The organism is Streptomyces javensis (assembly GCF_039525925.1).
GTDB lineage: Bacteria > Actinomycetota > Actinomycetes > Streptomycetales > Streptomycetaceae > Streptomyces > Streptomyces asiaticus.
Genome location: NZ_BAAAIF010000055.1, coordinates 11491 through 37014 on the forward strand (window position 1 = coordinate 11491; position 25524 = coordinate 37014).

The following is a 25524-nucleotide window of genomic DNA, read 5'->3' on the forward strand; positions in this document are numbered from 1 at the left end:
GTCAGTGGCCGCCCGGGGCGCCCGCCGTCGCGGGCGGGAGGTCGGTCTGGACGCCGGGGTCGCCCGCGTCCGCCTTGTAGTCGGCGGAGGCCGTCTCGTCCACGCCGTCCGGCGCCTTGACCGCCCGCAGGACCAGCGTCAGGACCACCGTGACCACCACGTTGAGCACGAAGGCGGTGAGGCCGATGTAGCCGATCTCGCCGATCCCGGGCACATCGGCGGTGTTGCCGAAGTGCTTCTGGGTGCCGCTCGGGGTGTCGTACGCCTTCCACGTTCCGTAGACCATGCCGACCGCCCAGCCCGCCAGCAGCGCCCAGCGGTGGAACCAGCGGGTGAACAGCCCGCCCACCAGGGCCGGGAAGGTCTGGAGGATCCAGATTCCGCCCAGCAGCTGGAAGTTGATCGCGACGGTCTTGTCCATGCCCAGCACGAAGATCAGCGCACCGACCTTCACCAGCAGCGAGACCAGCTTGGAGACCTTGGTCTCCTCCTCGGCCGTGGCGTTCGGCCGCAGGAAGTCCTTGTAGATGTTGCGGGTGAAGAGGTTGGCCGCGGCGATCGACATGATGGCCGCCGGGACGAGCGCGCCGATGCCGATCGCGGCGAAGGCGACGCCCGTGAACCAGTCGGGGAACATGTCCTCGAAGAGCTGGGGGATGGCCAGCTGGCCGTTCTCGACCTGCACCCCGGCGGCGATGGCCATGAAGCCCAGCAGCGCCAGCAGCCCCAGCATCAGCGAGTACAGCGGCAAGATCGTGGTGTTGCGGCGGATCACCTCACGGCTGCGGCTGGAGAGCGTCGCCGTGATCGAGTGCGGGTACATGAACAGGGCGAGCGCCGAGCCCAGGGCCAGCGTGCCGTACGCCCATTGCCCCTCCGCGGCCGGCGCGAGCCCGCCCGCCCCGGCCTTGGTGAACTTGTCGTTCGCCGCGCTGAAGATGTCGTCGAAGCCACCCAGCTTGATCGGGATGTAGATGATCGCCACCGCGATGACGATGTAGATCAGGGTGTCCTTGACGAACGCGATCAGCGCGGGGGCGCGCAGCCCCGAGGAGTAGGTGTACGCCGCGAGCACACCGAAGGCGATCAGCAGCGGCAGGTCCTTGATGAACCAGTTGGTGTTCTCGCCGCCGCCGACGCCCATCACGTCCAGCACCGCCTGGATGCCCACCAGCTGGAGGGCGATGTACGGCATGGTCGCGAGGATGCCGGTGATCGCGACGGCCAGCGAAAGGCCCTTGGAGCCGAAGCGGCCGCGGACGAAGTCCGAGGTGGTGACGTACCCGTGCTTATGGGACACCGACCAGAGCCGGGGCAGGAAGGTGAAGATCAGCGGGTAGACCAGGATGGTGTACGGGACCGCGAAGAACCCGGCCGCGCCGGTCGCGTAGATCGCGGCCGGGACGGCGACGAAGGTGTACGCGGTGTACAGGTCGCCACCGAGCAGGAACCAGGTGATCCAGGTGCCGAAGCTGCGGCCGCCCAGCCCCCACTCGTCGAGGTTGTTGGCGTTCTCGGCGGCGCGCCAGCGCGCGGCCAGGAAGCCCATGACCGTGACGGCCACGAAGAAGAAGATGAAGACGGCGAGCGCGACGCCGTTCACTCCGTTCATGCGGAGTCACCCCCCTTGCGCTCCCGCCGCTCGCGGCGGACCAGGACGTAGGCGACCGAGGTCAGCACGGCCGAGATCGGCACCCAGAGCATCTGGTACCAGTAGAAGAACGGGATCCCGATGAGGGTCGGCTCGACCTTGCCGTACGAACCGACCCAGAGCATCCCGACAAACGGGGCGATCAGGCACAGAGCGGCCACGACGCGCGTGGGCGTCACGACCGGTCTCCTGCCGGGTGAAGCGGACGTGTCTGACATGTGGCGGGCTCCAGTCCCCTCGGCTCATCACCTACGGCACAGTCGATCACCTGGATCACAGCTGATCATTTGTGTAATGCGCAGGAAATCTAAGCCCGGGGCCCGGCGGCAGTCACTACCCGTCCGTATATCGGTATGAGAAAGATAGCCGGTCAGCCGTATCACGGTCCGGCTCGGACGGTAGCGCTCCTCAGTCGTTCGGCCGCTGGAGCCGGGCCACGAACTTGTAGCGGTCCCCGCGGTAGACCGACCGCACCCACTCCACCGGCTCCCCGGCCGCGTCCCGCGAGTGCCGCGAGAGCATCAGCATCGGCAGCCCCACGTCCGTGCCCAGCAGGCCCGCCTCGCGCGGGGTGGCCAGCGAGGTCTCGATGGTCTCCTCGGCCTCGGCCAGCCGGACGTCGTACACCTCGGCCAGCGCCGTGTAGAGCGAGGTGTACTTCACCAGGCTGCGGCGCAGCGCGGGGAAGCGCTTGGCGGACAGATGGGTGGTCTCGATCGCCATCGGCTCGCCGCTGGCCAGCCGCAGCCGCTCGATGCGCAGCACCCGACCGCCGGCGGCGATGTCCAGCAGCCCGGAGAGCCGGTCGTCGGCGGTGACGTAGCCGATGTCCAGCAGCTGGGAGGTGGGCTCCAGGCCCTGGGCCTTCATGTCCTCGGTGTACGAGGTGAGTTGCAGCGCCTGGGAGACCTTGGGCTTGGCCACGAACGTGCCCTTGCCCTGGATCCGCTCCAGGCGACCCTCGACGACCAGCTCCTGGAGCGCCTGGCGCACGGTGGTGCGCGAGGTGTCGAACTCCGCGGCCAGGGTGCGCTCCGGTGGGACCGGGGTGCCCGGTGGCAGGGTCTCGGTCATCTCCAGCAAGTGGCGCTTGAGGCGGTAGTACTTCGGGACGCGCGCGGTGCGTGCCCCATTGGAGCCGTTGCCGTCGCTCTCGGCCGTCGTGGTGGCCGCCGCTGCCGCCGTTGCCCCCTCGGTCTCCATCGCGCCCTCTCCGACTCCTGGTCCGCTGCCGTCACCGGCGTCCACCGCCGTCACCGGTCTCCTGAAGAATCCAGCGCCTCACATCGTGGCACGGTCCCGGCTCCGGGCGGCCTGCCGGTCCGGATGTCGGGAAGTGTCGGTCCGGTAACGGAGCCTCCGGTGACTCTTATGCACCCTTGACACCCCAAAAGGTCTAGGCCAAGCTGCGGGCACTGGTCTGGACCATTAAACCCCCTGATCCGGCCTTCTGAGGAGAGTGCTGTGAAGCGTGGGCTCATAGCGGCGACGGGTGTCGCGGCAATGCTGGTATCCGTCGCGGCCTGTGGGTCCGACGGCGATGACGACAAGGCCGGAGCGGACGGTTTTAAGGGGCAGACGCTCACCGTCTGGGCGATGGACGGCTCCACGCCGGACGGCTGGACGAAGGATGTCAAGGCCGCTTTCGCGAAGAAGACGGGCGCCAAGCTGAAGCTGGAGATCCAGCAGTGGAACGGCATCCAGCAGAAGGTGACCACCGCGCTCTCGGAGTCCGACCCGCCGGATGTGCTGGAGATCGGCAACACCCAGACCCCGTCCTACGCGCAGACCGGCGGCCTGGCCGAACTCGGTGACCTGAAGAAGTCGATCGGCGCCGACTGGGCGGAGTCGATCAACAAGTCCGCCGTCTACGACGGCAAGCAGTACGCGGCGCCGTGGTACGCGGCCAACCGGGTCGTCCTCTACAACAAGAAGATCTGGGCCGAGGCCGGGATCAAGGACACCCCCAAGACCCGTACCGAGTTCTTCCAGGACCTCGACGCCATCAAGAAGAAGACCGACGCCGAGCCCATCTATCTCCCGGGCCAGAACTGGTACTTCTTCGACGGGCTGACCATCGGCACCGGCGCCGACCTGGTGAAGAAGGACGGCGACAAGTGGGTCTCCAACCTCGCCGACCCCAAGGTCGGCAAGGCCATGGACATCTACAAGCAGTACCAGTCCTTCAGCAAGGCCCCCAAGGACAAGGACGAGGCCACCCCGCAGCAGGGCGAGGTCTTCGCCAAGGGCAAGACCGGCGCCTTCATCGGCATGGGCTGGGAGGCCGGGATCGCCATCAAGGCCAACCCGAAGATCGAGAAGGACATCGGCTACTTCACCATCCCGGGCGAGGCCGCGGGCAAGCCGGAGGGCGTCTTCCTCGGCGGCTCCAACCTCGCGGTCGCCGCGGGCAGCGAAAAGCAGGAACTGGCCAAGGAGTTCCTGAAGATCGCGCTCAATGACACCTACGAGGGACAGCTCGCCAAGGAAGGCGGTGTCATCCCCAACAAGGAGTCGCTCCAGACGCAGCTCAAGGGCAACCCCGCCGGGCAGGCGGCCGCCCCGGCCGCCGCGACCGGCGGCACCACCCCGCTGATCCCCGAATGGGCCGCGGTGGAGAACGCCCCCAACCCCATCAAGACCTATATGACCGCCGTGCTCACCGGTAAGTCGCCCGCCGAGGCGGCCAAGTCGGTCGAGGGCGAGCTGAACAAGCGTCTCAGCCAGGAGCGTTGAGCCCGATGGCCGTAGCGACCGAACGCCAGGACCCCGGCCCGGCGGCGGCCGGGGTCCGCCGGGGCGGGGCACCGCCGGGCCCTCGCCGCCCGGCCCCGGGCCCCGCCGGGCGCACACGGCTGACCGGCGCCGCCCCGTACCTCCTGCTGCTGCCCGCGCTGGTGGCGACCGCGCTGCTGCTGGGCTGGCCGCTGGTCAAGGACGGCCTGCTGTCGTTCCAGAACCTCAATATGCGGCAGCTGATCCAGCACCTCACCGAGTGGAACGGGGTCGACAACTACCGCGAGACGCTGACCAGCGAGGACTTCTGGCGGGTCACCCTGCGGTCGGTGATCTTCACCGCGGCCAACGTGGTGCTGATCATGGTGCTCGGCACCCTGGTCGGACTGCTGCTGGCCCGCCTCGGCAGCAAGATGCGGCTGCTGCTCTCGGTCGGCCTGGTGCTGGCCTGGGCCATGCCGACCATCGCCGCCACCACCGTCTTCCAGTGGCTCTTCGCCACCCGCTTCGGGGTGGTCAACTGGGTGCTGGACGCGCTCGGCTGGCACTCCATGGCGCACTACAACTGGACCGGCGGCCAGTTCTCCACGTTCTTCGTCATCACCGTGCTGATCGTCTGGGGGTCGATCCCCTTCGTGGCGATCAACCTCTACGCCGCGACCACCACCATCCCCGGCGAGCTCTACGAGGCGGCCGCGCTCGACGGCGCCGGCACCTGGAAGAGCTTCACCTCGGTGACCCTCCCCTTCCTCAAGCCGTTCCTGCTGGCCACGACGTTCCTCGAAGTCATTTGGGTCTTCAAGGCGTTCACCCAGGTCTTCGCGATCAACGAGGGCGGCCCCGACCGGCTCACCGAGACCCTGCCCGTCTACGCCTTCGTCGAGGGCGTCGGCAACCAGCACTACGGCATGGGCGCCGCGATCTCGCTGCTGACCATCGCGGTCCTGCTGGCGCTGACCTCCTACTACCTCCGGATCGTGCTCAGGCAAGAGGAGGACGAGCTGTGAAGCGCTCGCCACTCGCCCGGCTGTGGCCCAACGCGACCGCCGTCGTGCTCTTCATCGGCTTCGTGTTCCCCGTCTACTGGATGTTCAGCACGGCCCTCAAGCCGACCTCGGACATCATCTCCGAGGACCCGGTGTGGTTCCCGACCGGAGCCACCCTCGAACACTTCCAGAAGGCCATGGACGCCGAGAACTTCTGGACCCTGGTGGGCAACTCGCTCACCGTCACCCTCTCGGCGGTCGGCCTCTCGCTGCTGATCGCGCTGCTCGCGTCGTTCGCCCTCGCCCGGATGCGGTTCAAGGGGCGCCGCGGCTTCCTGCTGACCTTCATGATCGCGCAGATGGCGCCCTGGGAGGTCCTGGTCATCGCCATCTACATGCTGGTGCGCGACGGCGACATGCTGAACAGCCTGCTTCCGCTGACCATGTTCTACATGGTCATGGTGCTGCCCTTCACCATCCTCACGCTCCGCGCCTATGTGGCCGCGATCCCCAAGGAGCTGGAGGAGTCGGCGATGGTGGACGGCTGCACCCGTCCGCAGGCGTTCATCCGGGTGATCTTCCCGCTGCTCGCCCCCGGCCTGATGGCCACCTCGCTCTTCGGCTTCATCACGGCCTGGAACGAATTCCCGCTGGTGCTCATCCTGAACAAGGACCCGGGCGCCCAGACGCTTCCGCTGTGGCTGTCCAGCTTCCAGACCGCCTTCGGCGACGACTGGGGTGCCACCATGGCGGCGGCGTCGCTGTTCGCCATCCCGATCCTCCTCCTGTTCCTGTTTCTGCAACGCAAGGCGGTCGGTGGGCTCACTTCCGGCGCTGTGAAGGGATGATCCCGGTTTATGACGACCCTCGCACACGACTCGGCCACCCTCACCCGCGACGCACTCACGGTTCTCCAGCCCGGCTTCACCGGGACCACCGCCCCCGACTGGGTGCTGCGGCGGCTCGGTGAGGGGCTCGCCTCCGTCGGCCTGTTCGGCCGGAACATCGCCGCCCCCGAGCAGCTGGGCGCCCTCACCGCCCAGCTGCGCGCCGAGCGTGACGACGTCCTGGTGGCGATCGACGAGGAGGGCGGCGACGTCACCCGGCTGGAGGTGCGCACCGGCTCCTCCTTCCCCGGCAACCTGGCGCTGGGCGCCGTCGACGACCCGGAGCTGACCCGCGCCGTCGCCCGCGAACTGGGCCGCCGCCTCGCCGAATGCGGCGTCAACCTCAACTGGGCGCCCTCCGCCGACGTCAACTCCAACCCCGACAACCCCGTCATCGGCGTGCGCTCCTTCGGCGCCCAGCCGGGGCTCGTGGCGCGGCACACCGCCGCGTACATCGAGGGCCTCCAGGGCGCCGGAGTGGCCGCCTGCACCAAGCACTTCCCCGGCCACGGCGACACCGCCGTCGACTCCCACCACGCCCTGCCGCGCATCGACGCCGGACTCGACACCCTGACCGCCCGCGAACTGGCGCCGTTCCGCGCCGCCGTCGCCGCCGGGACCAAGGCCGTGATGAGCGCGCACATCCTGCTGCCCGCGCTCGACCCCGACCTGCCCGCCACCCTCAGCCCCGCCGCGCTGCACGGCCTGCTGCGCCGGCCCGTGGCCGACGGCGGACTCGGCTTCGACGGGATGATCGTCACCGACGGCATGGAGATGCGGGCCATCGCCGACGCGTACGGCATCGAGCGCGGCAGCGTCCTGGCGATCGCCGCGGGCGCCGACGCCATCTGCGTGGGCGGCGGACTCGCCGACGAGGGCACCGTGCTGCGGCTGCGCGACGCGCTGGTCACCGCCGTCATCGAGGGGCGGCTGGCGGAGGAGCGGCTGGCCGAGGCGGCGGCGCGGGTGCGCGCCCTGGGGGAGTGGACGCGGCGCTCCGGAGGACCGCGCGCGGCGCACGGCATCGAGCCCGCCGCGGGGGTGGGGCTCGCCGCCGCGCGCCGGGCGCTCAGAGTCACCCCGGCCGGGTCCTCGTACGACCCCGTGACCGGACCCGCCTACGTGGCCGCCTTCACCCCGGTGGCCAACATCGCCGTCGGCGAGGAGACCCCCTGGGGCGTCGGTGCGGAACTGGCCCGGCTGCGCCCCGGCACGGGAGCCGCCACCTACGGGCGGCAGGACGCCGACGCCTTGGGCGTCAACGGCCTGATCGAAAATATGCTCGACACCGCGGGGGACCGTAGGATCGTCGCTGTGGTCCGCGATGTCCACCGCCACCCGTGGATGGCCGACGCGCTGGACGCCCTGCTCGCCGCCCGGCCGGAGACGGTCGTCGTGGAGATGGGGGTGCCCCAGGCGCCGCCCGCCGGGGCGCTGCACATCGCGACCCACGGCGCCGCCCGGGTGTGTGGACGGGCGGCCGCGGAAGTGATCGTCGGCAACGGCGCCGGTGACCACCCCGGGGACTGACTCCTCAGCCCCCTCGGCCCAGCCCGGCACTTAAGCCACCTGGAGGCACCCAGCATGTCCGCCACGACGACGGCCCAGCGCAGCGACCAGCCGGGCCGGATCATGTCCGGCGAGATGGCCGAGCAGCCCGCCGTGCTGCGCCGCATCCTCGACCAGGGCGCCCCGAGGATCCGCGAGGTCGCGGAGCGGATCGCCGCCCGCAACCCGCGGTTCGTCCTGCTCACCGCCCGGGGCACCTCGGACAACGCGGCGCTGTACGCCAAGTACCTGCTCGAGGTCCTGCTCGGCAAGCCGTGCGGGCTGACCTCCATGTCCACCACCACCGCGTACGGGGCGCAGCCCGACCTCACCGACGTCCTGGTCATCACCGTCAGCCAGTCCGGCGGCTCCCCGGACCTGGTGGCCTCCACCGAGGCCGCCCGCGCGGCCGGTGCGATCACCCTCGCGGTGACCAACAACGCCGACTCGCCGCTCGCGGCCGTCTCCGAATTCCACATCGACGTCCTGGCCGGGCCGGAGAAGGCGCTGCCCGCGACCAAGACCTACACCGCCGAACTGCTCGCCCTCTACCTCTTCGTGGAGGGGCTGCGCGGCGGCGACGGCGCGGCCGCCAAGGTGCTGCCCGACCTCGCCCAGCAGATCCTCGACCGCCAGGACGAGGTCCGGCAGCTCGCGGCGCGCTACCGCTTCGCCGAGCGGATGGTCCTCACCTCCCGGGGCTACGGCTACCCGACCGCCAAGGAAGCCGCCCTGAAGCTGATGGAGACCAGCTACATCCCGGCGCTCTCCTACTCCGGCGCCGATCTGCTGCACGGCCCGCTCGCCATGGTCGACAACATCTCGCCGGTGATCGCGATCGTCACCGAGGGCAAGGGCGGCCAGGCGCTCCAGCCGGTCCTGGAGCGGCTGCGCGGCCGGGGCGCGGACCTCGTGGTCATCGGCGGCGCGTCGGAGGTGGAGCGGGCCTCGGCGGGGTTCGCCCTGCCGACGGACGGCGTCGCCGAGGAGGTCCAGCCGATCCTGGAGATCCTGCCGCTGCAAATGCTGGCGTACGAGGTGACGATCGCGCGCGGGCAGGACCCGGACGCGCCACGGGCGCTGGCGAAGGTGACGGAGACCCGCTGAGCCACACAGCAAGAGGCTCCCGCGGCCTTCGAGGGGCGCGGGAGCCCATGTGTGACACCCGCGGCGGCGGATGTGTGACACCCGCGGGCCGCGGCGCCAGGGCGGGACCCTCAACCCGCCCGGCACCGCAGCCCGGAGTTGCGTCGGCCGAGCGGCCGACCTGAGGACTCCCGGGCGGTCAGGGCAGAGCGCTCCGGGTTCCTCGATCCGCCCTCCTGTGCGGGGAGAGCGGAAGATCGCAGTGCTCGATATTCTGGACTAGACCACTGCTGTCTGTCCACGCTTATGCGCGAATAGGCTAATCCACGGGTGAGGGTAGGCTCACAACGTGCCCTCCATGAACGACCTCGTACGCCAGCACACCGCACTCGACGATTCCGATCTCGAGTGGCTCCACCTGCTGGTCTCGGAGTGGCAACTGCTCTCCGACCTCTCGTTCGCCGATCTCGTGCTGTGGGTCCCCACCAGCGACGGCACCCGGTATGTCTCCGTGGCCCAGATGCGGCCGAACACCGGGCCCACCTCCTACCAGGACGACATGGTCGGCCATCTCGTCCCCCGCGGCCGCCGCCCCATGCTGGACGCCGCCCTGGACGAGGGCCGGATCGTCCGGGAGGGCGACCCCGAGTGGCGCGAGGAGGTGCCGGTCCGGGTGGAGTCCATCCCGGTCCGGCGGGAGAGCCGGGTCCTCGGAGTGATCGCGCGGAACACCAATCTGCTGACCGTACGGACCCCCAGCCGGCTGGAGCTCACCTACCTCCAGAGCGCGTCCGACCTCGCCCAGATGATCGCCGCGGGATCGTTTCCGTTCCCCAATCAGCAGGTCGACATGGACGCCTCACCGCGCGCGGGCGACGGGCTGATCCGGCTCGACGCGGACGGGGTGGTCCAGTACGCGAGCCCCAACGCGCTCTCCGCCTATCACCGGCTGGGCCTCGCCGCCGATCTCGTCGGCCACCACCTGGGCAAGACCACCGCCGAACTCGCCCCGGTGCGCGGCCCGGTGGACGAGGCGCTGGTCAAACTGGCCAGCGGCTGGGCGCCCCGGGAGTTCGAGGTCGAGGGCGGCGACGGGGTCATCCAGCTGCGGGCCATTCCGCTCAAGCCCAAGGGGCTGCACATCGGGTCGCTGGTGCTGCTCCGGGACGTCACCGAACTGCGCCGCCGCGAGCGCGAGTTGATCACCAAGGACGCCACCATCCGGGAGATCCACCACCGGGTGAAGAACAACCTCCAGACGGTGGCCGCCCTGTTGCGGCTCCAGGCCCGCCGCATGGACTCGGCGCAGGGGCGGGAGGCGCTCAACGAGGCGGTGCGCAGGGTCGGCTCGATCGCCATCGTCCATGAGACCCTCTCGCAGAACCTCGACGAGCGGGTCGAGTTCGACGACATAGCCGACCGGGTGCTGGCGATGGTGGCCGAGATAGCGCCCGGAAAGGTGACCGGCCGCCGCACCGGGCGGTTCGGCATCCTCGACGCCGAGGTGGCCACCCCGCTGTCCATGGTCCTCACCGAGGTGCTCCAGAACGCGCTGGAGCACGGCTTCGGACCGGGGGAGCAGGGCACGGTCGAGGTCTCGGCGGTGCGTGGCGGCAGCGGTGAGGAGAGCCGGCTGGCGGTGGTGGTCCAGGACGACGGGCGCGGGCTGCCGGAGGGGTTCGACCCGCAGCGGGCCGGAAACCTGGGGCTTCAGATCGTCCGCACCCTGGTGGAGGGGGAGCTGGGCGGGACGTTCGACATGGTGCCCGCCCCGGAGCGCGGCACCCGGGTGATGCTGGACTTCCCGGTGGGTGCGGAGAAGCACTGAAGGCGTTGCGAGTCCGTGAGCAACCTGTTACCGGAAAGCACTGAGCCCCGGACCCATCTGGTCCGGGGCTCAAAGCTCATGATGCTGTGCGCATGGGGGTTACTACGCGCTGCGGCTCGGGGGCCACGGGGTGCCGGGCTTCAGGCGCTGGCGTTGCGTGCCCGGTTGCGAGCGGCACGGCGCTTCATCGCGCGGCGCTCGTCTTCGCTCATTCCACCCCAGACGCCGGAGTCCTGGCCGGACTCAAGCGCCCACTGCAGGCACTGCTCCATGACGGGGCAGCGGCGGCAGACGGCCTTGGCTTCCTCGATCTGCAGCAGCGCAGGACCGGTGTTGCCGATGGGGAAGAACAGCTCGGGGTCTTCCTCGCGGCAAACGGCGTTGTGACGCCAGTCCATGGCTGCTCCATCTCCTCGTATTGCGGGCTCGTTGCTTGTGAATGTGAACGCTTTCACGAATCCCCCCGCAAGGGTAGGGCCGCCGAACCAGTTGGGGCTGGTGCGGTCCTGTGGAATGAGGAGGGGGTTCGGGCTCTCATGGGGGCCTTTCAGAAGGCCGTCCCGATCGCCAAGAAGAGACTCGCAAACCTCGGCGACGGATACAACCCCTTCCGGAAAGTTTTTTTTGATTCCTTGGTGTCGGCTCGGTCACAGCCGTACTTCCGGTGGGTGGAGTCCAGGGTAAACGTTCGACTGGAAGGACTTTTTGCGGTCTCACTCACACAATCACACGCAGTGCACGGCGTACGCCTGTGAACGTCACGCTCGTACGCAGTCCCAGATGGTCACCGTCCATCTGGAACGGCAGTGGCGCCTGGGATTGCAAGGTGAAGTCCGTCAGATCGTGGAGCGCTACCACATGCTTGCCGCGGGGCCCTCGCTCGGGGGTCGACATCAGCAGCTGGGTCGCGTAGCGGGTCACCGCGGGCGCCGACAGCTTGGCGAGTCCCAGCACGTCGAGGGCGGTGTCGAAGGACGCCTGGGGCGCCGCGTAGACCGGGCGGTTGCCCAGGAAGGTCCACGGGGAGGTGTTGCAGACTATCGACAGCGCGAGCTCCTCGATCGGGTCCTCGCCCGGCCGCCCGATGGTGATGGTGCCCTGCCGCCGGTGCGGCTCCCCCATGAACTGCCGCACCATCTGCCGTATGTAGAGGGCGTGGGTGGACCGCTTGCCGCGCTCGCGCTGCTGCTCCACCCGGCCGATGACGCTCGCGTCGAAGCCGAGCCCGGCGCAGAAGGTGAACCAGCGGGCCGGGACCGACTCGTCCCGGGTGCCGGGAGTGCCGCCCGCGAGCCCGAGGCCCACGGTGCGCTCGGTGCCGTCTCTCAACGCGTCCAGCAGGGCGCCGGTCGCCTCGACGGCGTCGTTGGGCAGCCCGAGCGCCCGGGCGAAGACATTGGTGGAGCCGCCGGGCACGACCGCGAGCCGGGGCAACTCCTGCGGGGCGGGGCCATGGTGCAGCAGTCCGTTGACGACCTCGTTGACGGTGCCGTCGCCGCCGAACGCCACGACCAGTTCGTGAGTGCCGCCGTCGACCGCCCGCCGGGCCAGGTCGCGGGCGTGCCCCCGGTACTCCGTGGTCACCACGTCCAGCTTCAGATCGCTGGCGAGCGCGTGGAACAGAACATCCCGGGTGCGGGCACTGGTGGTGGTTGCTGCCGGGTTGACCACGAGGAGTGCGCGCATGCGCGCCAGCCTACCTATCCGGGACGACCGGCCCCAGGGGGGTAGGGTCCGGGCGCCTCGAGGACGGCTAGGCTGCTGGAGTGAGCAGTAAGAAGTCCGCTAGCGCGAAGTCCGCTACCGCGAAGAAGGCGCAGAGGGCCACGGCTGCGGGGCAGAAGGCGACGGCCCGGCCGGACGCCGGTGCCGCCAAGGCTTCCGCCGACGCCGCGCCCACCGGGCCCACCGGGCCGCGCCCCGCCCGGCTGACCGCCGCCGCGGTGCTGGCCGCCGCGGAGGGCGTGGTGCTGCTCGGCTTCGGCGTCTACGTACTGATCATGGGCCTGGCCGGGGACCCGGAGAGCCCCCAGCAGGCGGAGATGCTCGGGGTCACCGTGCTGGCGCTGGCCCTGCTGCCGCTGCTGGCGGCCCGTGGGCTGTGGCTGCGCCGCCGCTGGAGCCGCGGCCCCGCGACGATCACCCAGCTGATGGCGCTGCCGGTGGCCTGGACGCTGGTGCAGAACGGTGGCGGGCTGATCGCCGCCGGAGTGGCCACCGCCGTCGCGGCCCTCGCCGTCCTGGCCCTCCTGATCAACCCAACGGCCACCGAAGCCCTCGGCATCGGCCCCCGCGACGCGTAGCCCGTTTCACGCTGAGGCGTGGCAGCCGGGTCGTGCCGCCTGCGGCGGGCTGCTCCCCTCCCCGCCCCTTCCCGAAACCGGGGCTCCGCCCCAGCCCCCGCTCCTCAATCGCCGGAGGGGCTGATTTCAGCCCCTCCGGCGATTGAGGACACGCCCGAAGGGCGTCCGGGGTCCAGGGGCGAAGCCCTTGGTATCGGGAAGGGGCGGGGAGGGGAAAGCATCACCAGGCACCCCGTACCGCGCTCGCTACTCCTCGACCAGCAGCTTGTCGCGCAACTGCGCGAGCGTGCGGGCCAGCAGACGGGAGACATGCATCTGGGAGATGCCGACCTCCTGCGCGATCTGCGACTGCGTCATATTGCCGAAGAAACGCAGCAGCAGAATCTTCTTCTCGCGCGGCGGCAGATCCTCCAGCAGGGGTTTGAGGGACTCGCGGTACTCGACGCCCTCGAGCGCCTCGTCCTCCGCGCCGAGGGTGTCGGCGACCGCCGGGGACTCGTCGTCCGTGTCCGGGACGTCCAGGGACAGGGTGCTGTAGGCGTTGGCGGACTCCAGCCCCTCCAGCACCTCCTCCTCGGAGATGGACAGATGCTGGGCCAGCTCATGGACGGTTGGGGCGCGGCCATGTCGCTGGGAGAGCTCCGCGGTGGCCGTGGTCAGCGACAGCCGCAGCTCCTGGAGCCGGCGCGGCACCCGCACCGCCCAGCCCTTGTCGCGGAAGTGGCGCTTGATCTCGCCCACGACCGTGGGTGTCGCATAGGTGGAGAACTCCACACCGCGGTCCGGATCGAACCGGTCCACGGACTTGATCAGCCCGATGGTGGCGACCTGGGTGAGGTCGTCCAGCGGCTCACCGCGGTTGCGGAAGCGCCGGGCCAGATGCTCCACCAGCGGCAGATGCATACGCACGAGGTTGTTGCGCAGCTCGGCCCGCTCGGTGGAGCCCTCCGGCAGCCGTCGCAGCTCGGCGAACATCGCCCGCGCGCCACTCCGGTCCTGCGGATCGTGCTGCTGATGCACCTGCTCGTGCTGATCCATGTGGTCCGCCCGCTCTGGTCGGTCTCCTGCCGCCTCCGAGTCCGCGGGATGCGGCCGGGCCGGCGGGTGCGGGATGGCCGGGGTACCTACTCCCCGCGATGATGCAGTGCTCACGGAGCCCCCTTGTTCCGTCACGGCTGTCCGGGGCCGGCGCCGCGCTCCTTGTACAGGCTGATGCTGACCGTTCGGTCCTCGGCCACCGTCGAGTCCACCTTGCCCGCCAGTGCGGAGAGCACCGTCCAGGCGAAGGTGTCGCGCTCGGGGGCGCGGCCGTCGGTGGTGGGAGCCGAGACGGTCACCTGGAGCGCGTCGTCGATCAAGCGGAAGACGCAGCTCAGCACACTGCCGGACACGGCTTGCTGTAGCAGGATCGCGCATGCCTCATCCACGGCGATACGCAGATCCTCGATTTCGTCGAGGGTGAAGTCCAAGCGGGCTGCGAGGCCGGCGGTGGCCGTCCGCAGCACCGACAGATAGGCACCCGCAGCGGGCAGCCGGACTTCCACGAAGTCCTGGGTCCCGGGCTCGCCTGCGATCTGGGACACCCTCACCTCCAAGGTGACACAAGCTGATTGAGCTGAGCTGATTGGAGCGTCGGCCCCGAACCCTTATGGTGGAGGGTGATACGGGTCGGCGCTGTATGTACTTTGGCTGCGACGCTATCGCGATCTGCGGTTCGGTGTCGCCCGGACGATGCACGGCCCCCATCACGGGTGAACCCCGGCCCACAAGGACGCGATATCACTCATAGTAAGCACATGAGTACGCAGCGTGGCTAGAGGGTTTGCGGTCTCAATTCGAAAGAGATGTCGCCTCACTCAGGAAATCGCTGGTCACGGCGGTGCCCATGGCCTGAGCGGCCAGCGCTCGCAGTGGCTCTCCCGAGAGCCTGCGCACCGTCCATTCGTCCATCGCCTCCGCGCCGATCGCGGCGTAGAAGCCGATCGCGGGCTCGTTCCAGTCGAGCACCGACCATTCGAAACGGGCATATCCCCGCTCTACGCAGATCCGCGCCAGCTCGGCGAGCAGCGCCTTGCCGTGGCCGCCCCCGCGGGCCCGCGGGGTGACGTACAGGTCCTCCAGATACACGCCATGGGTGCCTGTCCAGGTGGAGAAGTTACGGAACCACAGGGCGAACCCCACCGGACCGGCGGACTCCCCGGCGCCACTTCCCTCCCCGGCGCCACCGGCCTCCTCGGCGATCAGCGCGAACACCGCGGGATGCGCCCCGAAGAGCGCATCGCGCAGCTGCTCCTCGGTGGCCTTCGCCTCCTGCGGAGCCCGCTCGTAGTCCGCCAGCTCGCGGATCATCGCATGGATCGCCGGAACGTCGGACGGCTTCGCTGATCGGATCATGTGGTGAAGGCTAGCGGGCCGCACCGACAAACGCGGCAGTCGATCTCCGACAATGCGCGGAAAACGCCAAGACCAGGGCGTCCGCGGAGCCGGGACCGACCACGCACCGGCGTCTCATCCCACGATGAGCTGATCGACGAAGCACCAGCGCCAGCCCTCGCCCTCCTCGAAGCTGCGCATCACCGGATGGCCGGTCTCCTCGAAGTGGCGGGTGCTGTGCTGGTACGGCGAGGAGTCGCAGCAGCCCACATGGCCGCACACCAGACACTTCCGCAGCTGGACGGGGTGGCTGCCGACCGCCAGGCATTCGGGACAGGTGTCGGACAGCGGCTCCGGTTCGGGATGCGGCAGTGCGGGAACATGCGGGCACTCGTTCATGATTGCCAGACTAAAACGCCGCGCGAGCGGAGCACGTGGACGACCGTCGGGACGGCCGACGGAGACAGGGCCGGACGATGGACGTATTGCCGTTGTTGATGCTGGTCGCGGGCAGCGCGGTGGTCGCGGGCGCGGCGCGCAGGACCCCGGTGCCCGCGCCGCTGCTGCTGGTCGCGGCCGGGCTCGTCGTCTCGTACCTGCCCGGGGTGCCGGACTACACGCTGGACCCGCATATCGTGCTGCCCCTGGTGCTGCCGCCGCTGCTGCACAGCGCCGCGCTGGACAGCTCGTACCTCGATCTGCGGGCCAATCTGCGGCCGATCGCGCTGCTCTCCGTCGGGTATGTGCTCTTCGCGACGGTCGCGGTCGGCGTGGTCGCCCATCTGCTGATCCCGCAGCTGCCGCTGACCGCCGCCCTCGTGCTGGGCGCGGTGGTGGCGCCGCCGGACGCCGTGGCCGCCACCGCGATCGCCCGCCGGATCGGGCTGCCCTCCCGGCTCACCACGCTCCTCCAGGGTGAGTCGCTGTTCAACGACGCGACCGCGATCACCGCCTACCGGGTGGCGGTGGCCGCGGCGGTGGGGGAGGGCGTCAGCTGGGCCCAGGGCCTGCGGGAGTTCGCCTTCGCGGCCATCGGCGGCGTCGTGGTCGGTCTGGTCCTGATGGTGCCGCTGCACTGGCTGCGCACCCGGCTGCGGGACCCCCTGCTCCAGAACACCCTCTCGCTGCTCATCCCCTTCGTCGCCTACGCCGTCGCCGAGCAGTTCGAGGCGTCGGGCGTGCTGGCCGTCGTGGTGGTCGGGCTCTACCTCGGACACCACTCCTGGCAGGTCGACTTCGCCACCCGGCTCCAGGAGGCGGCGGTCTGGCGCATGATCGACTTCGTTCTGGAGTCGGCGGTGTTCGCGCTGATCGGGCTGCAACTGCGGGTCGTGGTGGGCGGTCTGGGGGAGTACGGGGCGGCCGAGGCCGCCTGGTACGCGGCCGTCGTCTTCCTGGCCGTGGTGGTCGCCCGCTACGTCTGGGTCTTCCCGTCGACGTTCCTGCCGCGCATGCTCTTCCCCGGGATCCGCGAGCGCGAGCCCGGCACCAACTGGACCGCGCCGGTCATCGTCGGCTGGGCCGGGATGCGCGGCGTGGTCTCGCTGGCCATCGCCTTCTCGATCCCGGAGACCGTGCACGGCGGCGGGCCCTTCCCGGCCCGCAATCTGATCCTCTTCCTGACCTTCACGACCGTCATCGGCACCCTGGTGATCCATGGGCTCACCCTGCCGTCCCTGATCCGGCTGCTCGGACTGCCCGGCCGTGACCCCCACGCCGAGACCCTCGCCGAGGCCCAGGCGCAGAACACGGCGTCGCTGGCGGCCGAGCGCCGGCTGGAGGAGCTGCTGGCCGATGAGCGCAACGCCCTGCCGTCGCCGCTCGCCGACCGGCTGCGCACGGTGCTGGAGCAGCGCCGCAACGCCGTGTGGGAGCGGCTGGGGGCGGTCAACGAGGTGACCGGCGAGTCGGCGGACGACACCTATCGGCGGCTGGCCCGGGAGATGATCGAGGCCGAGCGGGCGGTGTTCGTGGATCTGCGGGACGCCCGGCGGATCGACGAGGAGATGCTGCGGTCGCTGCTGCGGCGGCTGGACCTGGAGGAGGCGGCGCTGTACCGGGAGGGGGCCACGGAGGACGGAGCCTGAGCCCCGACTCCTCCGCGGCCGTCCCTGCGCGCTGCGCGCCTCCCCGAGGGTCGCTCTGTGCGTCCCTGAGCGTCCTGCTGTCCCTGAGCGTCCTGCTGTCCCTGAGCGTCCTACTTGAGCTGTTCGCGGATCCGGTCGCGCATCGAGGCCATGGTGAAGCCGCGCGGATCCACCTTGCCCGGCTGCCATTCGAGGTGGCCGATCACCGAGCGCTCGGTCCAGCCGTGATGGCGGCACACGGCCGCCGCGGCCCGCGCGATCGCGTCCAGCTGGGCCTCGGGCCACGGGTCCTCGCCGTCGCCCAGGTTCTCGCATTCGAAGCCGTAGAAGGCGCGGTTCCCGTCGGTGTTCGCCTCGTTGTCCGACGGCAGGGCCCGCTCGGCGATCACCGCCCGCAGGACGTCGTCGTCGCCGAGACCGGCGTGGTTGGCGCGGCCGTAGCCGACCAGATGGACGCCGCCGTCCTTGGCGATCACGCCGTGGCACAGCGGGCCGGGCAGCCCCTCGAAGCCGTCCCGGCAGATCTCCACGGTCTCCTCGGTGCCGGAGGTGACGGTGTGGTGGATCATCACGCCGTGCACCGGGCCCCACGGCCCCTTGTGGTTCCGGTTGTGGTGCCGCCAGTCGCCGACCTGCGTCACCCGTAAGCCCTCGTTCGTCAGCGCCGCCAGGAAGTCCCCCGCGGACATGGGTGAGGCCATGCCCCGCCTCCGTTTCTGGTCCTGAGGCGGGCCCCGGTCGCGGTCCGCCTCGTTCACCCGCTTGCTTACCCGCCGCACACCCATAAACACATGGGGTGATGAATGATGGGGGGCGCGTTATCGTGCGGACCGGTTCATCCGTACGACCTCGCAACAGGAGACGCACCGCACCATGGACTACCAGGCAGTGCTGGAGGAGGTCGCGGCCCATGTGGAGCCGCAGATCGGCCGGGGTCGGGTGGCCCAGTACATCCCGGCGCTCGCCTCGGTGGACGCGGACCGCTTCGGGATCGCCCTCGCCGACGTCGACGGCCGGGTCACCGGGGTCGGCGACTGGGAGCGGCCCTTCTCGATGCAGTCCATCTCCAAGGCGTTCAGCCTCGCGCTCGTCCTCGCCGACGACGGCGAGAAGCTGTGGCGGCGGGTCGGCCGGGAGCCCTCGGGCAACCCCTTCAACTCCCTGGTGCAGCTGGAGTACGAGCACGGCATCCCGCGCAATCCGTTCATCAACGCCGGGGCCCTTGTCGTCACGGACCGGCTGCACACCCTTACCGGTGACGCCAGCACGACCATGCTGGACTTCCTGCGGGCCGAGAGCGGCAATCCGGACCTCGCCTTCGACCAGGAGGTCGCCGCCTCCGAGACCGCCCATGGCGACCGTAATGCCGCCCTCGCCCACTTCATGGCCGGATACGGCAACCTCGACAACCCCGTGCCGACCGTCCTCGAGCACTACTTCTGGCAGTGCTCGATCGAGATGAGCTGCCGGGATCTCGCCCTGGCGGGCTGCTTCCTCGCCCGCCACGGGCTGCGCGCGGACGGCTCTCGGCTGCTGTCGAGCAGCGAGGCGAAGCGGGTCAACGCGGTCATGCTCACCTGCGGTACGTATGACGCGGCGGGCGACTTCGCCTACCGCGTCGGGCTGCCCGGCAAGAGCGGGGTCGGCGGCGGCATCGTCGCGGTGGTGCCCGGCCGCTGCACGCTGTGCGTCTGGAGCCCCGGCCTCGACGCGCGCGGGAACTCGGTGGCCGGGGTGGCGGCGCTGGACCACTTCACCACGCTGACCGGCTGGTCCGTCTTCTAGACCAGAACGTGTTCGAACATACCGGGACATGTTCGGATGATCATGTGACTGTCGCGAGCCCCCGTCGTTGATACGGGCATGGCGCGGGGTGGTGATGTGACCGACCGACACCCAGGGGGAACGGTCGCAGCCGTTTCGGGCGGAGCCGTCACTGGTCGCGCGCTCGCCTGTGCCCGCTCACTCGGTGCGGAGCGGGTCCGACACTGAAACGAGGAAACATGAAGGTCCTGACCAGGGCTGTGTTACGCGGCGCGACCGCGCTCGTCGGCGTTGTCGCCCTGTGCGGAATGTTCGGACCGCCCGCGCAGGCCGCGACCGCACCACCACACTTCGCCGACGGCTTCGGCCTCACCGTGGTGAGCCAGCCGCGGTGGGCGGACGACAAGAAGCGCACGTTCACCTTCACGGTGAGGTCCGACCAGGTCCCGGCCTACAGCGTGCTCCCGGGCCAGGTCTCGGGCGAGCACACCATCATGGTCACCTTGCCGAGTGGGTACGACGGCGCTGCCGCCACTCGCTATCCGGTGCACTACACACTGCACGGCGCCCCGGAGTACCCGGAGGCCCCTCGCAACAAGGTCATCACCGAGCGGTCGACCGAGGGTGTTCCGCTGATCACCGTGACACCGAACGGCGGCGGCCGCGGGTGGTACTCGAACTGGGTCAATCCCGGCGAGCTCGGCCGCCAGAACTGGGAGACCTTCCACCTCGATCAGCTCATCCCGCTGGTCGACGCCAACCTGCGGACCATCCCCGCCAAGGAGGGCCGGGCGATCTCCGGCCACTCGATGGGCGGTTTCGGCGCGTTCCACTACGCCGAACACCGGCCGGAGCTGTTCCGTTATGTGGGCAGTTTCTCCGGTGACCTCGACCTGCTGAATCCGGAAATCCGTGCCGCCGTTGTCGGCAGCGAGGTGTTGTCGCAGAACGGCACGCCGACCGTCGCGGTCGACGCGGTCTTCGGGCCGCCGGTGTGGCCCCTCGATGGCGTCTGGAACGAGCAGAGCCCTGCCCAGCACGTCGGATCGCTGCGAGGCATGGGCGTTGCGATGTACACCGGTGACGGCGGCGACCTGACGGTCGATCCGATCCTTGCCGTGGCCGAGAACCGGGTCAGGCAGACCGCTCTGGTGACCGCGGCCAATCTGACCGCGGAGGGCATCCCGCACCGCTTCGTCGACTACGGCGACGGCAGCTCATGGGCCGAGGGCTGTACCGGCAAACACAGCCAGCAGGCCTGTCTACAGGCTGACATGGACGACTTCGTCAAGCTGATCACCAAGTGATAGTGGTGCTGGTGGGCGGCGTGGTGGCCGGGACCGGCCTGACGCTCGCCACTGTTGCCCCTGCCCTGGTCATCGGGTTGGTGGCGACCGTGGGCAGCATCGAGGTGCTCCGCCGTCGAGCCGGCAGACGGGCCCTGCGCGAAGGGCCGACGCACAACGCGGCGATCGGGACCACTGTGGCCGGGTCGTTGGTCCAGGCCCGCACGATTGGTTCGGTTACCATCTCGGGCCCCCCGCGCCCGAGTTTCGAGGAAGCGCTCAACGATGCCGCGGACCGGCTCGCGGAGTCGCTCCGCAGGCAGTGCCGGGAGGAAGAGGAACGGCGGAAGATCCAGGATCCGATCCCGCTGCCGGTCCGCTGGGAATTGGCGCCCGATCATGTGATGGACCACTGGGCCAACATCTGCTGTTCCGCCCCCGGGGCGGTCCCCCGCCCACTGTCCCTGAGCGGCCAGCTGGATGAGATCGCGGAGGTCTTCGGGCGGGTCCCCTCCAAGCGGCTCGTGGTGCTGGGCCGGGAGGGATCAGGAAAGACCACATTGACCATACGGTTTGTCCTGGATCTCCTGGCAGCCCGAACCGGCTCCGGTGACAGCGTGCCCGTGATCTTCAGCCTCGCCTCATGGGACCCCACCACCATGACGCTGCGCCGCTGGATGGCCGCCCAACTGGAGCGCGATCACCCCGGTTTGGCCGAGCCCGGCCCCGGCTTGGCCGCGCCCGGCTCCGGCGCGCCGACGCTGGCTGCCGCATTGGTCGACAACGACCGCATCCTGCCCGTCCTGGACGGGTTCGACGAGATCGCCCGCGGTCTGCACCCGCTCGCGCTGGAACGGCTCAACGGCAACGCGCGCATGTCCCTGCTGTTGACCAGCCGCCGTACCGAATACAGCGCCGCCGTGGCCGTCACCGATGTCCTGACCTCAGCCGCGGCTGTCGAACTGATCGATCTTTCGCCGGCGGATCTGGACAACTACCTGCCGCGCACCACACGCAAGGCAACCGCCACCTCCACCGCGTGGGACCCCGTCCTGAGGCACCTGCGCGACCATCCTCAGCACCCGGCCAGTGCCCAGCTCGCCGGGGTCCTGACGACTCCGTTGATGGTCGCGCTCGCGCGCACCGTCTACAGCGACAGTCCCGACCGCGACCCGTGGAAGCTGCTGGACACCGACAGGTTCAGCACCCCCGCGGCTCTTGAAGGCCACCTCCTGGACTCCTTCATCCCAACGGTCTACCGGGACCAGCCTCCGGCCTACCGCGAACGTGTCCCGCACTGGCTCGGCCACCTCGCCCAGCACCCGGGCCGGCTGCCCTCGGGTGACGGCGCACAGGACGTGGGCGAGCCCGGCACCCGCGACCTCGCCTGGTGGCAGCTGGGCGGCATCCTCGGCCGCTCGTCGCGCATGTGTGTGATCGGGCTCGTGTCGGGACTGGCCTTCGGACTCGTGGACTGGCTGGTGATGTGGTTCGTGGCCTGGCAGGCATGGGGGTACGGGCTGGTACCGGCACTCGGGACCGGGCTCCTGAACGGAGTCTCGTTCGGGTCCGTGTCGGGACTGGCCTTCGGGCTCGCGAACGGGCTCAAGCACGGTGACGCGGCCTGCGAGCCGTCACGCGTGCGCGTGCGGCTCCTCGGAGGTAAGAGCGTCGGGCGTAAGGAGTTCGCCTCCAGGCTGCTGAGTGGGCTGCTGGGCGGGTTTGGCTTCGCGGTCGTGGTCTGGCTCGTCGATGTGCTCCTCATCGGACTCACACAGGGGTACCCGTCCGGTTTCGCGGCCTGGGTCGAGACGGGGCTGCGGGGAGGACTCCTCACCGGGCTTCTGTACGGTCCCTCGGCCGGGCTTGTGTTCACGATCATGGCCATGCTGGAAGCCCCCATCGACATCGAAAGCGTCGTCACACCCTTTGACCTGCTGCGCGTCAACCGCACGGCCGTGCTCATCCAGTTGCTTGCGTTCGGTCTCGTCCTCGGAACCGCGGGCGGGATCCTGCACGGGTGCGGCAACGGGTGGTTCGGGATCGACGACTGGATCGCGTTCGGTGCTGTGGGCGGGCTGGGGGGTGGGCTCGCGTACGGGCTCGGTCTGACCGCCTGGGGCCAGTGGGTGGCCCTGGTCCGCATCTGGTTGCCGCTGACCGGGCGGTTGCCCTGGGCGGTGGGCGCCTTCCTGGAGGACGCCCATCGGCGGGGCGTGCTGCGCCAGACCGGCGCGGTCTACCAATTCCGCCACGCACGGCTCCAGGACCGCCTGGCCGGTGCCTGCCGGTCCGCCCGGTGAGGCTTCCCGCGGCTTCGCCCCTGGACCCCGGTGTCCAGGGGCGAAGCCCCCGGTAACGGGAACGGCACGGCGGCGGAGGTGGCGCTCGGCCTGGTGTGGCGGGAGCATGGAGGGGAGTGGTGGTGAGCAGGAGGTGTACCGCCATGCAGCACGAGATGCGCGCCGAATACGAGGAGGGCAGCTCCGGTCGGGTCGCGGGCGCCCCGGTCAAGATCTGGCACATGGTCCGCGGGAACGGAACGACCGCGATGTGCGGGCGGGAGCTGGACCCGGACGCCGATACCCAGGCCGCCGACCTGTGGGCCACGGGTGACGCGGGACCCTTCTGCCACTCCTGCGGCGCGATGTATCTGCGCGAGGTCCCTTGAGCGCATCGAGCGAGTACCGGGAGCGGAATGCGCTGATCGGCCACGGCGCCGTGGTGTGGACCCGTACGGCCGGCACCGGGCCGCAGCGGGTGCTCCCCGACGGCTGCACCGATCTGATCTGGAGCGAGGCGGGGCCGGGGCCGGACGGCGAGTTGCTGGTCGCCGGGCCGGACACCCGCGCGCACCTGGCACCCGGCGCGCCGGGCACCCGGGCCGTGGGGCTGCGGTTCGCGCCCGGTACCGGCCCCGCCGTGCTGGGCGTACCGGCGCATGAACTCCGCGATCTGCGGGTGCCCTTGGCCGCGCTCTGGCCGGGCCCGGAGGTCCGGCGGCTGGCCGAGCGGATCGCCGCCGGGCAGACGGCCGCGGGCCGCCTGCTGGAGGAGGTGGCCTTCGGACGGCTGCGGACGGCGGAACCACCCGATCCGGTGCTCGCCGCGATCGTCGCGGGGGTCTCGCGCGGGACGGGAGTGGCCGGGATCGCCGCCGCCGTGGGCCTGGGGGAGCGGCAGCTGCACCGCCGCTCCCTCGCCGCGTTCGGCTACGGCCCCAAGACGCTGGGCCGGGTGCTCCGGCTGAACCGGGCCCTGGACCTGGCGCGCACCGGCCTTCCCTTCGCGGAGGTCGCGGCCACGGCGGGCTACGCCGACCAGGCGCACCTCGCCCGCGACGTCCACGCGCTGGCGGGAGTGCCCCTCGGACCTCTGCTGCGGGGGTCAGGAGGGTAGCGGGGCGAACAGGTCGATGCCGTTGTCGTCGGGGTCGAGGACAGTGGCGTAGCGCTGGCCCCAGGGGGCGTCCCACGGCTCCAGCTTGCCGCGCACCCCCGCCCCCACGAGGTCCTGGTAGGTCTTGTCCACGTCGGCCGGGCTGTCGCAGGCGAAGGCGAGCCCCACCTGGTGGGAGCCGCTCGGCGGCGTCCACTCCGGGTCGAAGGAGCGCACCGTCGCGACGGTGTCCCACATCAGCCGCGCGCCGCCGGGCAGGGCGGCCTCGACGTGGGGCTGGGTGTCGGCGTCGGCGGGGATGTCGAGGCCGAGGCGGCGGTAGAAGGCGAGGGAGGCGGCCATGTCGGCGACGACCAGGCCGATGGCGTCGAATCGTGCTGTCATACGGGCAGCGTAGGGAGCGCCCGGGCGGCCGGTCTTGAACGAATCGGACGTCCCCGCCGAGGGCGGCCCGGGGCGGTTCACGGGCAGTGGATGACCTGGCCCGCGTACGACAGGTTGCCGCCGAAGCCGAAGAGCAGCACCGGGGACCCGGAGGGCACCTCGCCGCGCTCGACCAGCTTGGAGAGGGCGAGCGGAATGCTGGCCGCCGAGGTGTTGCCGGACTCCACCACATCGCGGGCGATCACCGCGTTGACGGCGCCGAGTTTGCGCGCGACCGGCTCGACGATCCGCAGATTGGCCTGGTGCAGTACGACACCGGCCAGGTCCTCCGGGGAGAGCCCGGCCCGTTCGCACACCTCCCGCGCGATCGGCGGCAGATGGGTGGTGGCCCAGCGGTAGACCGTCTGGCCCTCCTGCGCGAACCGGGGCGGCGTGCCCTCGATGCGGACCGCGCCGCCCATCTCCGGGACCGAGCCCCACACCACCGGGCCGACGCCCGGTCGCTCGGCGGCCACCACCACGGCCGCGCCCGCGCCGTCGCCGGTCAGCACGCAGGTGGAGCGGTCGGTCCAGTCGGTGGCCGCGCTGAACTTCTCCGCGCCGATCACCAGGGCCGCGGAAGCCGCACCGGCCCGGATCGTGTGGTCGGCGGTGGCGAGGGCGTGGGTGAAGCCCGCGCACACCACATTGAGGTCCATGGTGGCGGGGTGGGCCAGCCCGAGCCGGGCGGCGACCCGGGCCGCCATATTGGGGCTGCGGTCGATCGCCGTGCAGGTGGCGACGAGCACGAGGTCGATGTCGGAGGGGGCGAGCCCGCTGTTGGCCAGCGCCTTGGCGGCGGCCGCCGCGGCCATCTCGTCGACCGTCTCGTCGGCGCGGGCGAGATGGCGGGTGCGGATGCCCACCCGGCTGCGGATCCACTCGTCGCTGGTGTCGACCATGGCCGCGAGGTCGTCGTTGCCGAGCACCTTCGCGGGCTGGTAGTGGCCGAGCGCCAGTACGTGCGAGCCGGTCATCGGTCATCCCCTTCGCGCCAGTGTCGACGTATCCGCGCAATTTTGCGGAGATCTCGACGGACAGTCTGCGGTGTGTCCAGTCTTGAGCGGAGCAGACGTGCCGTGCGCTCGGGTTACTCACCAATCTTGGGCGCCAAGATCTGGAGTTCCCGGCCTTTCCCCGGCGGGCGCCGAGGGTCGTGGCGGAGGG

The 25524-nt window shown here is 70.3% G+C and carries 25 protein-coding genes; 13 read left to right on the forward strand and 12 right to left on the reverse strand.

The annotated features are described in order from the left end of the window. Position 1 precedes the first annotated feature (1 nt). The 3 genes from mctP to ABD329_RS34630 form a co-directional block, all read right to left on the reverse strand. Complete coding sequence (gene mctP, locus ABD329_RS34620; RefSeq protein WP_198277130.1) at positions 2-1612, reverse strand: monocarboxylate uptake permease MctP; 1611 nt, start codon at positions 1610-1612, stop codon at positions 2-4. After that, on the reverse strand, positions 1609-1869 hold the full coding sequence (locus ABD329_RS34625; protein WP_198277131.1) for a DUF3311 domain-containing protein: 261 nt from the start codon (positions 1867-1869) through the stop codon (positions 1609-1611). The genes mctP and ABD329_RS34625 overlap by 4 nt, the downstream gene beginning before the upstream one ends. Positions 1870-2059: 190 nt before the next feature. Further along, the gene (locus ABD329_RS34630) at positions 2060-2854 is read right to left on the reverse strand and encodes a GntR family transcriptional regulator (protein ID WP_198277140.1); all 795 of its coding nucleotides are present in this window, start codon (positions 2852-2854) and stop codon (positions 2060-2062) included. 261 nt (positions 2855-3115) lie between these two features. Between ABD329_RS34630 and ABD329_RS34635 the strand changes: the two genes are divergently transcribed. From ABD329_RS34635 to ABD329_RS34660, 6 genes are all read left to right on the forward strand, one after another. Beyond that, the gene (locus tag ABD329_RS34635) at positions 3116-4387 is read left to right on the forward strand and encodes an extracellular solute-binding protein (protein WP_198277132.1); all 1272 of its coding nucleotides are present in this window, start codon (positions 3116-3118) and stop codon (positions 4385-4387) included. A gap of 5 nt (positions 4388-4392) precedes the next feature. Continuing rightward, positions 4393-5394: a carbohydrate ABC transporter permease gene (locus tag ABD329_RS34640; protein WP_198277133.1), complete on the forward strand. Its 1002-nt coding sequence runs from the start codon at positions 4393-4395 to the stop codon at positions 5392-5394. After that, positions 5391-6221, forward strand: a complete 831-nt coding sequence (locus tag ABD329_RS34645; protein ID WP_198277134.1) for a carbohydrate ABC transporter permease — start codon at positions 5391-5393, stop codon at positions 6219-6221. Before ABD329_RS34640 ends, ABD329_RS34645 begins: the two co-directional genes overlap by 4 nt. Before the next feature lie 9 nt (positions 6222-6230). Next, positions 6231-7790 (forward strand): glycoside hydrolase family 3 protein, encoded by a 1560-nt coding sequence (locus tag ABD329_RS34650; RefSeq protein ID WP_198277135.1) that lies wholly within the window; start codon positions 6231-6233, stop codon positions 7788-7790. Between the two features lie 54 nt (positions 7791-7844). Next, a complete protein-coding gene (locus ABD329_RS34655; RefSeq protein WP_020868522.1) occupies positions 7845-8915 on the forward strand; it encodes an SIS domain-containing protein in 1071 nt (356 codons plus the stop codon). A gap of 337 nt (positions 8916-9252) precedes the next feature. Then, positions 9253-10722, forward strand: a complete 1470-nt coding sequence (locus ABD329_RS34660) for a sensor histidine kinase (protein ID WP_198277136.1) — start codon at positions 9253-9255, stop codon at positions 10720-10722. A 140-nt stretch (positions 10723-10862) separates the two neighbouring features. Here ABD329_RS34660 and ABD329_RS34665 read toward each other — a convergent pair whose 3' ends face one another. Then, positions 10863-11120 (reverse strand): WhiB family transcriptional regulator, encoded by a 258-nt coding sequence (locus ABD329_RS34665; protein ID WP_014054815.1) that lies wholly within the window; start codon positions 11118-11120, stop codon positions 10863-10865. A 319-nt stretch (positions 11121-11439) separates the two neighbouring features. Beyond that, the gene (locus ABD329_RS34670) at positions 11440-12408 is read right to left on the reverse strand and encodes a diacylglycerol/lipid kinase family protein (protein WP_198277137.1); all 969 of its coding nucleotides are present in this window, start codon (positions 12406-12408) and stop codon (positions 11440-11442) included. 80 nt (positions 12409-12488) lie between these two features. Between ABD329_RS34670 and ABD329_RS34675 the strand changes: the two genes are divergently transcribed. Further along, positions 12489-13025 (forward strand): hypothetical protein, encoded by a 537-nt coding sequence (locus tag ABD329_RS34675; RefSeq protein ID WP_198277138.1) that lies wholly within the window; start codon positions 12489-12491, stop codon positions 13023-13025. A 246-nt stretch (positions 13026-13271) separates the two neighbouring features. On the opposite strand, the gene ABD329_RS34680 is transcribed toward ABD329_RS34675, so the two are convergent. From ABD329_RS34680 to ABD329_RS34695, 4 genes are all read right to left on the reverse strand, one after another. Continuing rightward, positions 13272-14177, reverse strand: coding sequence for an RNA polymerase sigma factor SigF (locus ABD329_RS34680; protein WP_198278486.1), 906 nt, complete (start codon positions 14175-14177; stop codon positions 13272-13274). Positions 14178-14194: 17 nt separating this feature from the next. After that, complete coding sequence (locus tag ABD329_RS34685) at positions 14195-14608, reverse strand: ATP-binding protein (RefSeq protein ID WP_014054819.1); 414 nt, start codon at positions 14606-14608, stop codon at positions 14195-14197. 247 nt (positions 14609-14855) lie between these two features. Beyond that, entirely contained in the window at positions 14856-15419 is a 564-nt protein-coding gene (locus tag ABD329_RS34690; protein WP_198278487.1) for a GNAT family N-acetyltransferase, read from the reverse strand. A 114-nt stretch (positions 15420-15533) separates the two neighbouring features. Further along, the gene (locus ABD329_RS34695; protein WP_198278488.1) at positions 15534-15797 is read right to left on the reverse strand and encodes a UBP-type zinc finger domain-containing protein; all 264 of its coding nucleotides are present in this window, start codon (positions 15795-15797) and stop codon (positions 15534-15536) included. Positions 15798-15874: 77 nt separating this feature from the next. Between ABD329_RS34695 and ABD329_RS34700 the strand changes: the two genes are divergently transcribed. After that, a complete protein-coding gene (locus tag ABD329_RS34700; RefSeq protein ID WP_198278489.1) occupies positions 15875-17485 on the forward strand; it encodes a Na+/H+ antiporter in 1611 nt (536 codons plus the stop codon). Positions 17486-17595: 110 nt separating this feature from the next. Here the strand turns inward: ABD329_RS34700 and ABD329_RS34705 are convergent, their stop codons facing one another. Then, complete coding sequence (locus ABD329_RS34705) at positions 17596-18186, reverse strand: N-acetylmuramoyl-L-alanine amidase (protein WP_198278490.1); 591 nt, start codon at positions 18184-18186, stop codon at positions 17596-17598. Positions 18187-18358: 172 nt separating this feature from the next. Between ABD329_RS34705 and ABD329_RS34710 the strand changes: the two genes are divergently transcribed. The 5 genes from ABD329_RS34710 (at position 18359) to ABD329_RS34730 (ending at position 23934) form a co-directional block, all read left to right on the forward strand. Beyond that, complete coding sequence (locus ABD329_RS34710; RefSeq protein WP_198278491.1) at positions 18359-19270, forward strand: glutaminase; 912 nt, start codon at positions 18359-18361, stop codon at positions 19268-19270. A 218-nt stretch (positions 19271-19488) separates the two neighbouring features. After that, complete coding sequence (locus ABD329_RS34715; protein WP_198278492.1) at positions 19489-20556, forward strand: alpha/beta hydrolase; 1068 nt, start codon at positions 19489-19491, stop codon at positions 20554-20556. Beyond that, positions 20553-22838: an NACHT domain-containing protein gene (locus ABD329_RS34720; RefSeq protein WP_344317398.1), complete on the forward strand. Its 2286-nt coding sequence runs from the start codon at positions 20553-20555 to the stop codon at positions 22836-22838. The genes ABD329_RS34715 and ABD329_RS34720 overlap by 4 nt, the downstream gene beginning before the upstream one ends. Positions 22839-22981: 143 nt before the next feature. Further along, entirely contained in the window at positions 22982-23206 is a 225-nt protein-coding gene (locus ABD329_RS34725) for a hypothetical protein (RefSeq protein ID WP_198278493.1), read from the forward strand. Further along, positions 23203-23934 (forward strand): helix-turn-helix domain-containing protein, encoded by a 732-nt coding sequence (locus tag ABD329_RS34730; protein WP_198278494.1) that lies wholly within the window; start codon positions 23203-23205, stop codon positions 23932-23934. Before ABD329_RS34725 ends, ABD329_RS34730 begins: the two co-directional genes overlap by 4 nt. Here ABD329_RS34730 and ABD329_RS34735 read toward each other — a convergent pair. After that, positions 23923-24318: a VOC family protein gene (locus ABD329_RS34735; RefSeq protein WP_198278495.1), complete on the reverse strand. Its 396-nt coding sequence runs from the start codon at positions 24316-24318 to the stop codon at positions 23923-23925. The two genes, ABD329_RS34730 and ABD329_RS34735, sit on opposite strands and share 12 nt — an antisense overlap. Before the next feature lie 77 nt (positions 24319-24395). Then, positions 24396-25334 (reverse strand): beta-ketoacyl-ACP synthase III, encoded by a 939-nt coding sequence (locus ABD329_RS34740; protein ID WP_198278496.1) that lies wholly within the window; start codon positions 25332-25334, stop codon positions 24396-24398. Between the last annotated feature and the right edge of the window lie 190 nt (positions 25335-25524).

Coding starts and splice junctions, on each gene's coding strand:
- mctP (WP_198277130.1), bottom strand. CDS start 1,612: ATGAACGGAGTGAACGGCGTCGCGCTCGCCGTCTTCATCTTCTTCTTC.
- ABD329_RS34625 (WP_198277131.1), bottom strand. CDS start 1,869: ATGTCAGACACGTCCGCTTCACCCGGCAGGAGACCGGTCGTGACGCCC.
- ABD329_RS34630 (WP_198277140.1), bottom strand. CDS start 2,854: ATGGAGACCGAGGGGGCAACGGCGGCAGCGGCGGCCACCACGACGGCC.
- ABD329_RS34640 (WP_198277133.1), top strand. CDS start 4,393: ATGGCCGTAGCGACCGAACGCCAGGACCCCGGCCCGGCGGCGGCCGGG.
- ABD329_RS34650 (WP_198277135.1), top strand. CDS start 6,231: ATGACGACCCTCGCACACGACTCGGCCACCCTCACCCGCGACGCACTC.
- ABD329_RS34655 (WP_020868522.1), top strand. CDS start 7,845: ATGTCCGCCACGACGACGGCCCAGCGCAGCGACCAGCCGGGCCGGATC.
- ABD329_RS34660 (WP_198277136.1), top strand. CDS start 9,253: ATGAACGACCTCGTACGCCAGCACACCGCACTCGACGATTCCGATCTC.
- ABD329_RS34665 (WP_014054815.1), bottom strand. CDS start 11,120: ATGGACTGGCGTCACAACGCCGTTTGCCGCGAGGAAGACCCCGAGCTG.
- ABD329_RS34670 (WP_198277137.1), bottom strand. CDS start 12,408: ATGCGCGCACTCCTCGTGGTCAACCCGGCAGCAACCACCACCAGTGCC.
- ABD329_RS34690 (WP_198278487.1), bottom strand. CDS start 15,419: ATGATCCGATCAGCGAAGCCGTCCGACGTTCCGGCGATCCATGCGATG.
- ABD329_RS34695 (WP_198278488.1), bottom strand. CDS start 15,797: ATGAACGAGTGCCCGCATGTTCCCGCACTGCCGCATCCCGAACCGGAG.
- ABD329_RS34700 (WP_198278489.1), top strand. CDS start 15,875: ATGGACGTATTGCCGTTGTTGATGCTGGTCGCGGGCAGCGCGGTGGTC.
- ABD329_RS34705 (WP_198278490.1), bottom strand. CDS start 18,186: ATGGCCTCACCCATGTCCGCGGGGGACTTCCTGGCGGCGCTGACGAAC.
- ABD329_RS34710 (WP_198278491.1), top strand. CDS start 18,359: ATGGACTACCAGGCAGTGCTGGAGGAGGTCGCGGCCCATGTGGAGCCG.
- ABD329_RS34715 (WP_198278492.1), top strand. CDS start 19,489: ATGAAGGTCCTGACCAGGGCTGTGTTACGCGGCGCGACCGCGCTCGTC.
- ABD329_RS34725 (WP_198278493.1), top strand. CDS start 22,982: ATGCAGCACGAGATGCGCGCCGAATACGAGGAGGGCAGCTCCGGTCGG.
- ABD329_RS34735 (WP_198278495.1), bottom strand. CDS start 24,318: ATGACAGCACGATTCGACGCCATCGGCCTGGTCGTCGCCGACATGGCC.
- ABD329_RS34740 (WP_198278496.1), bottom strand. CDS start 25,334: ATGACCGGCTCGCACGTACTGGCGCTCGGCCACTACCAGCCCGCGAAG.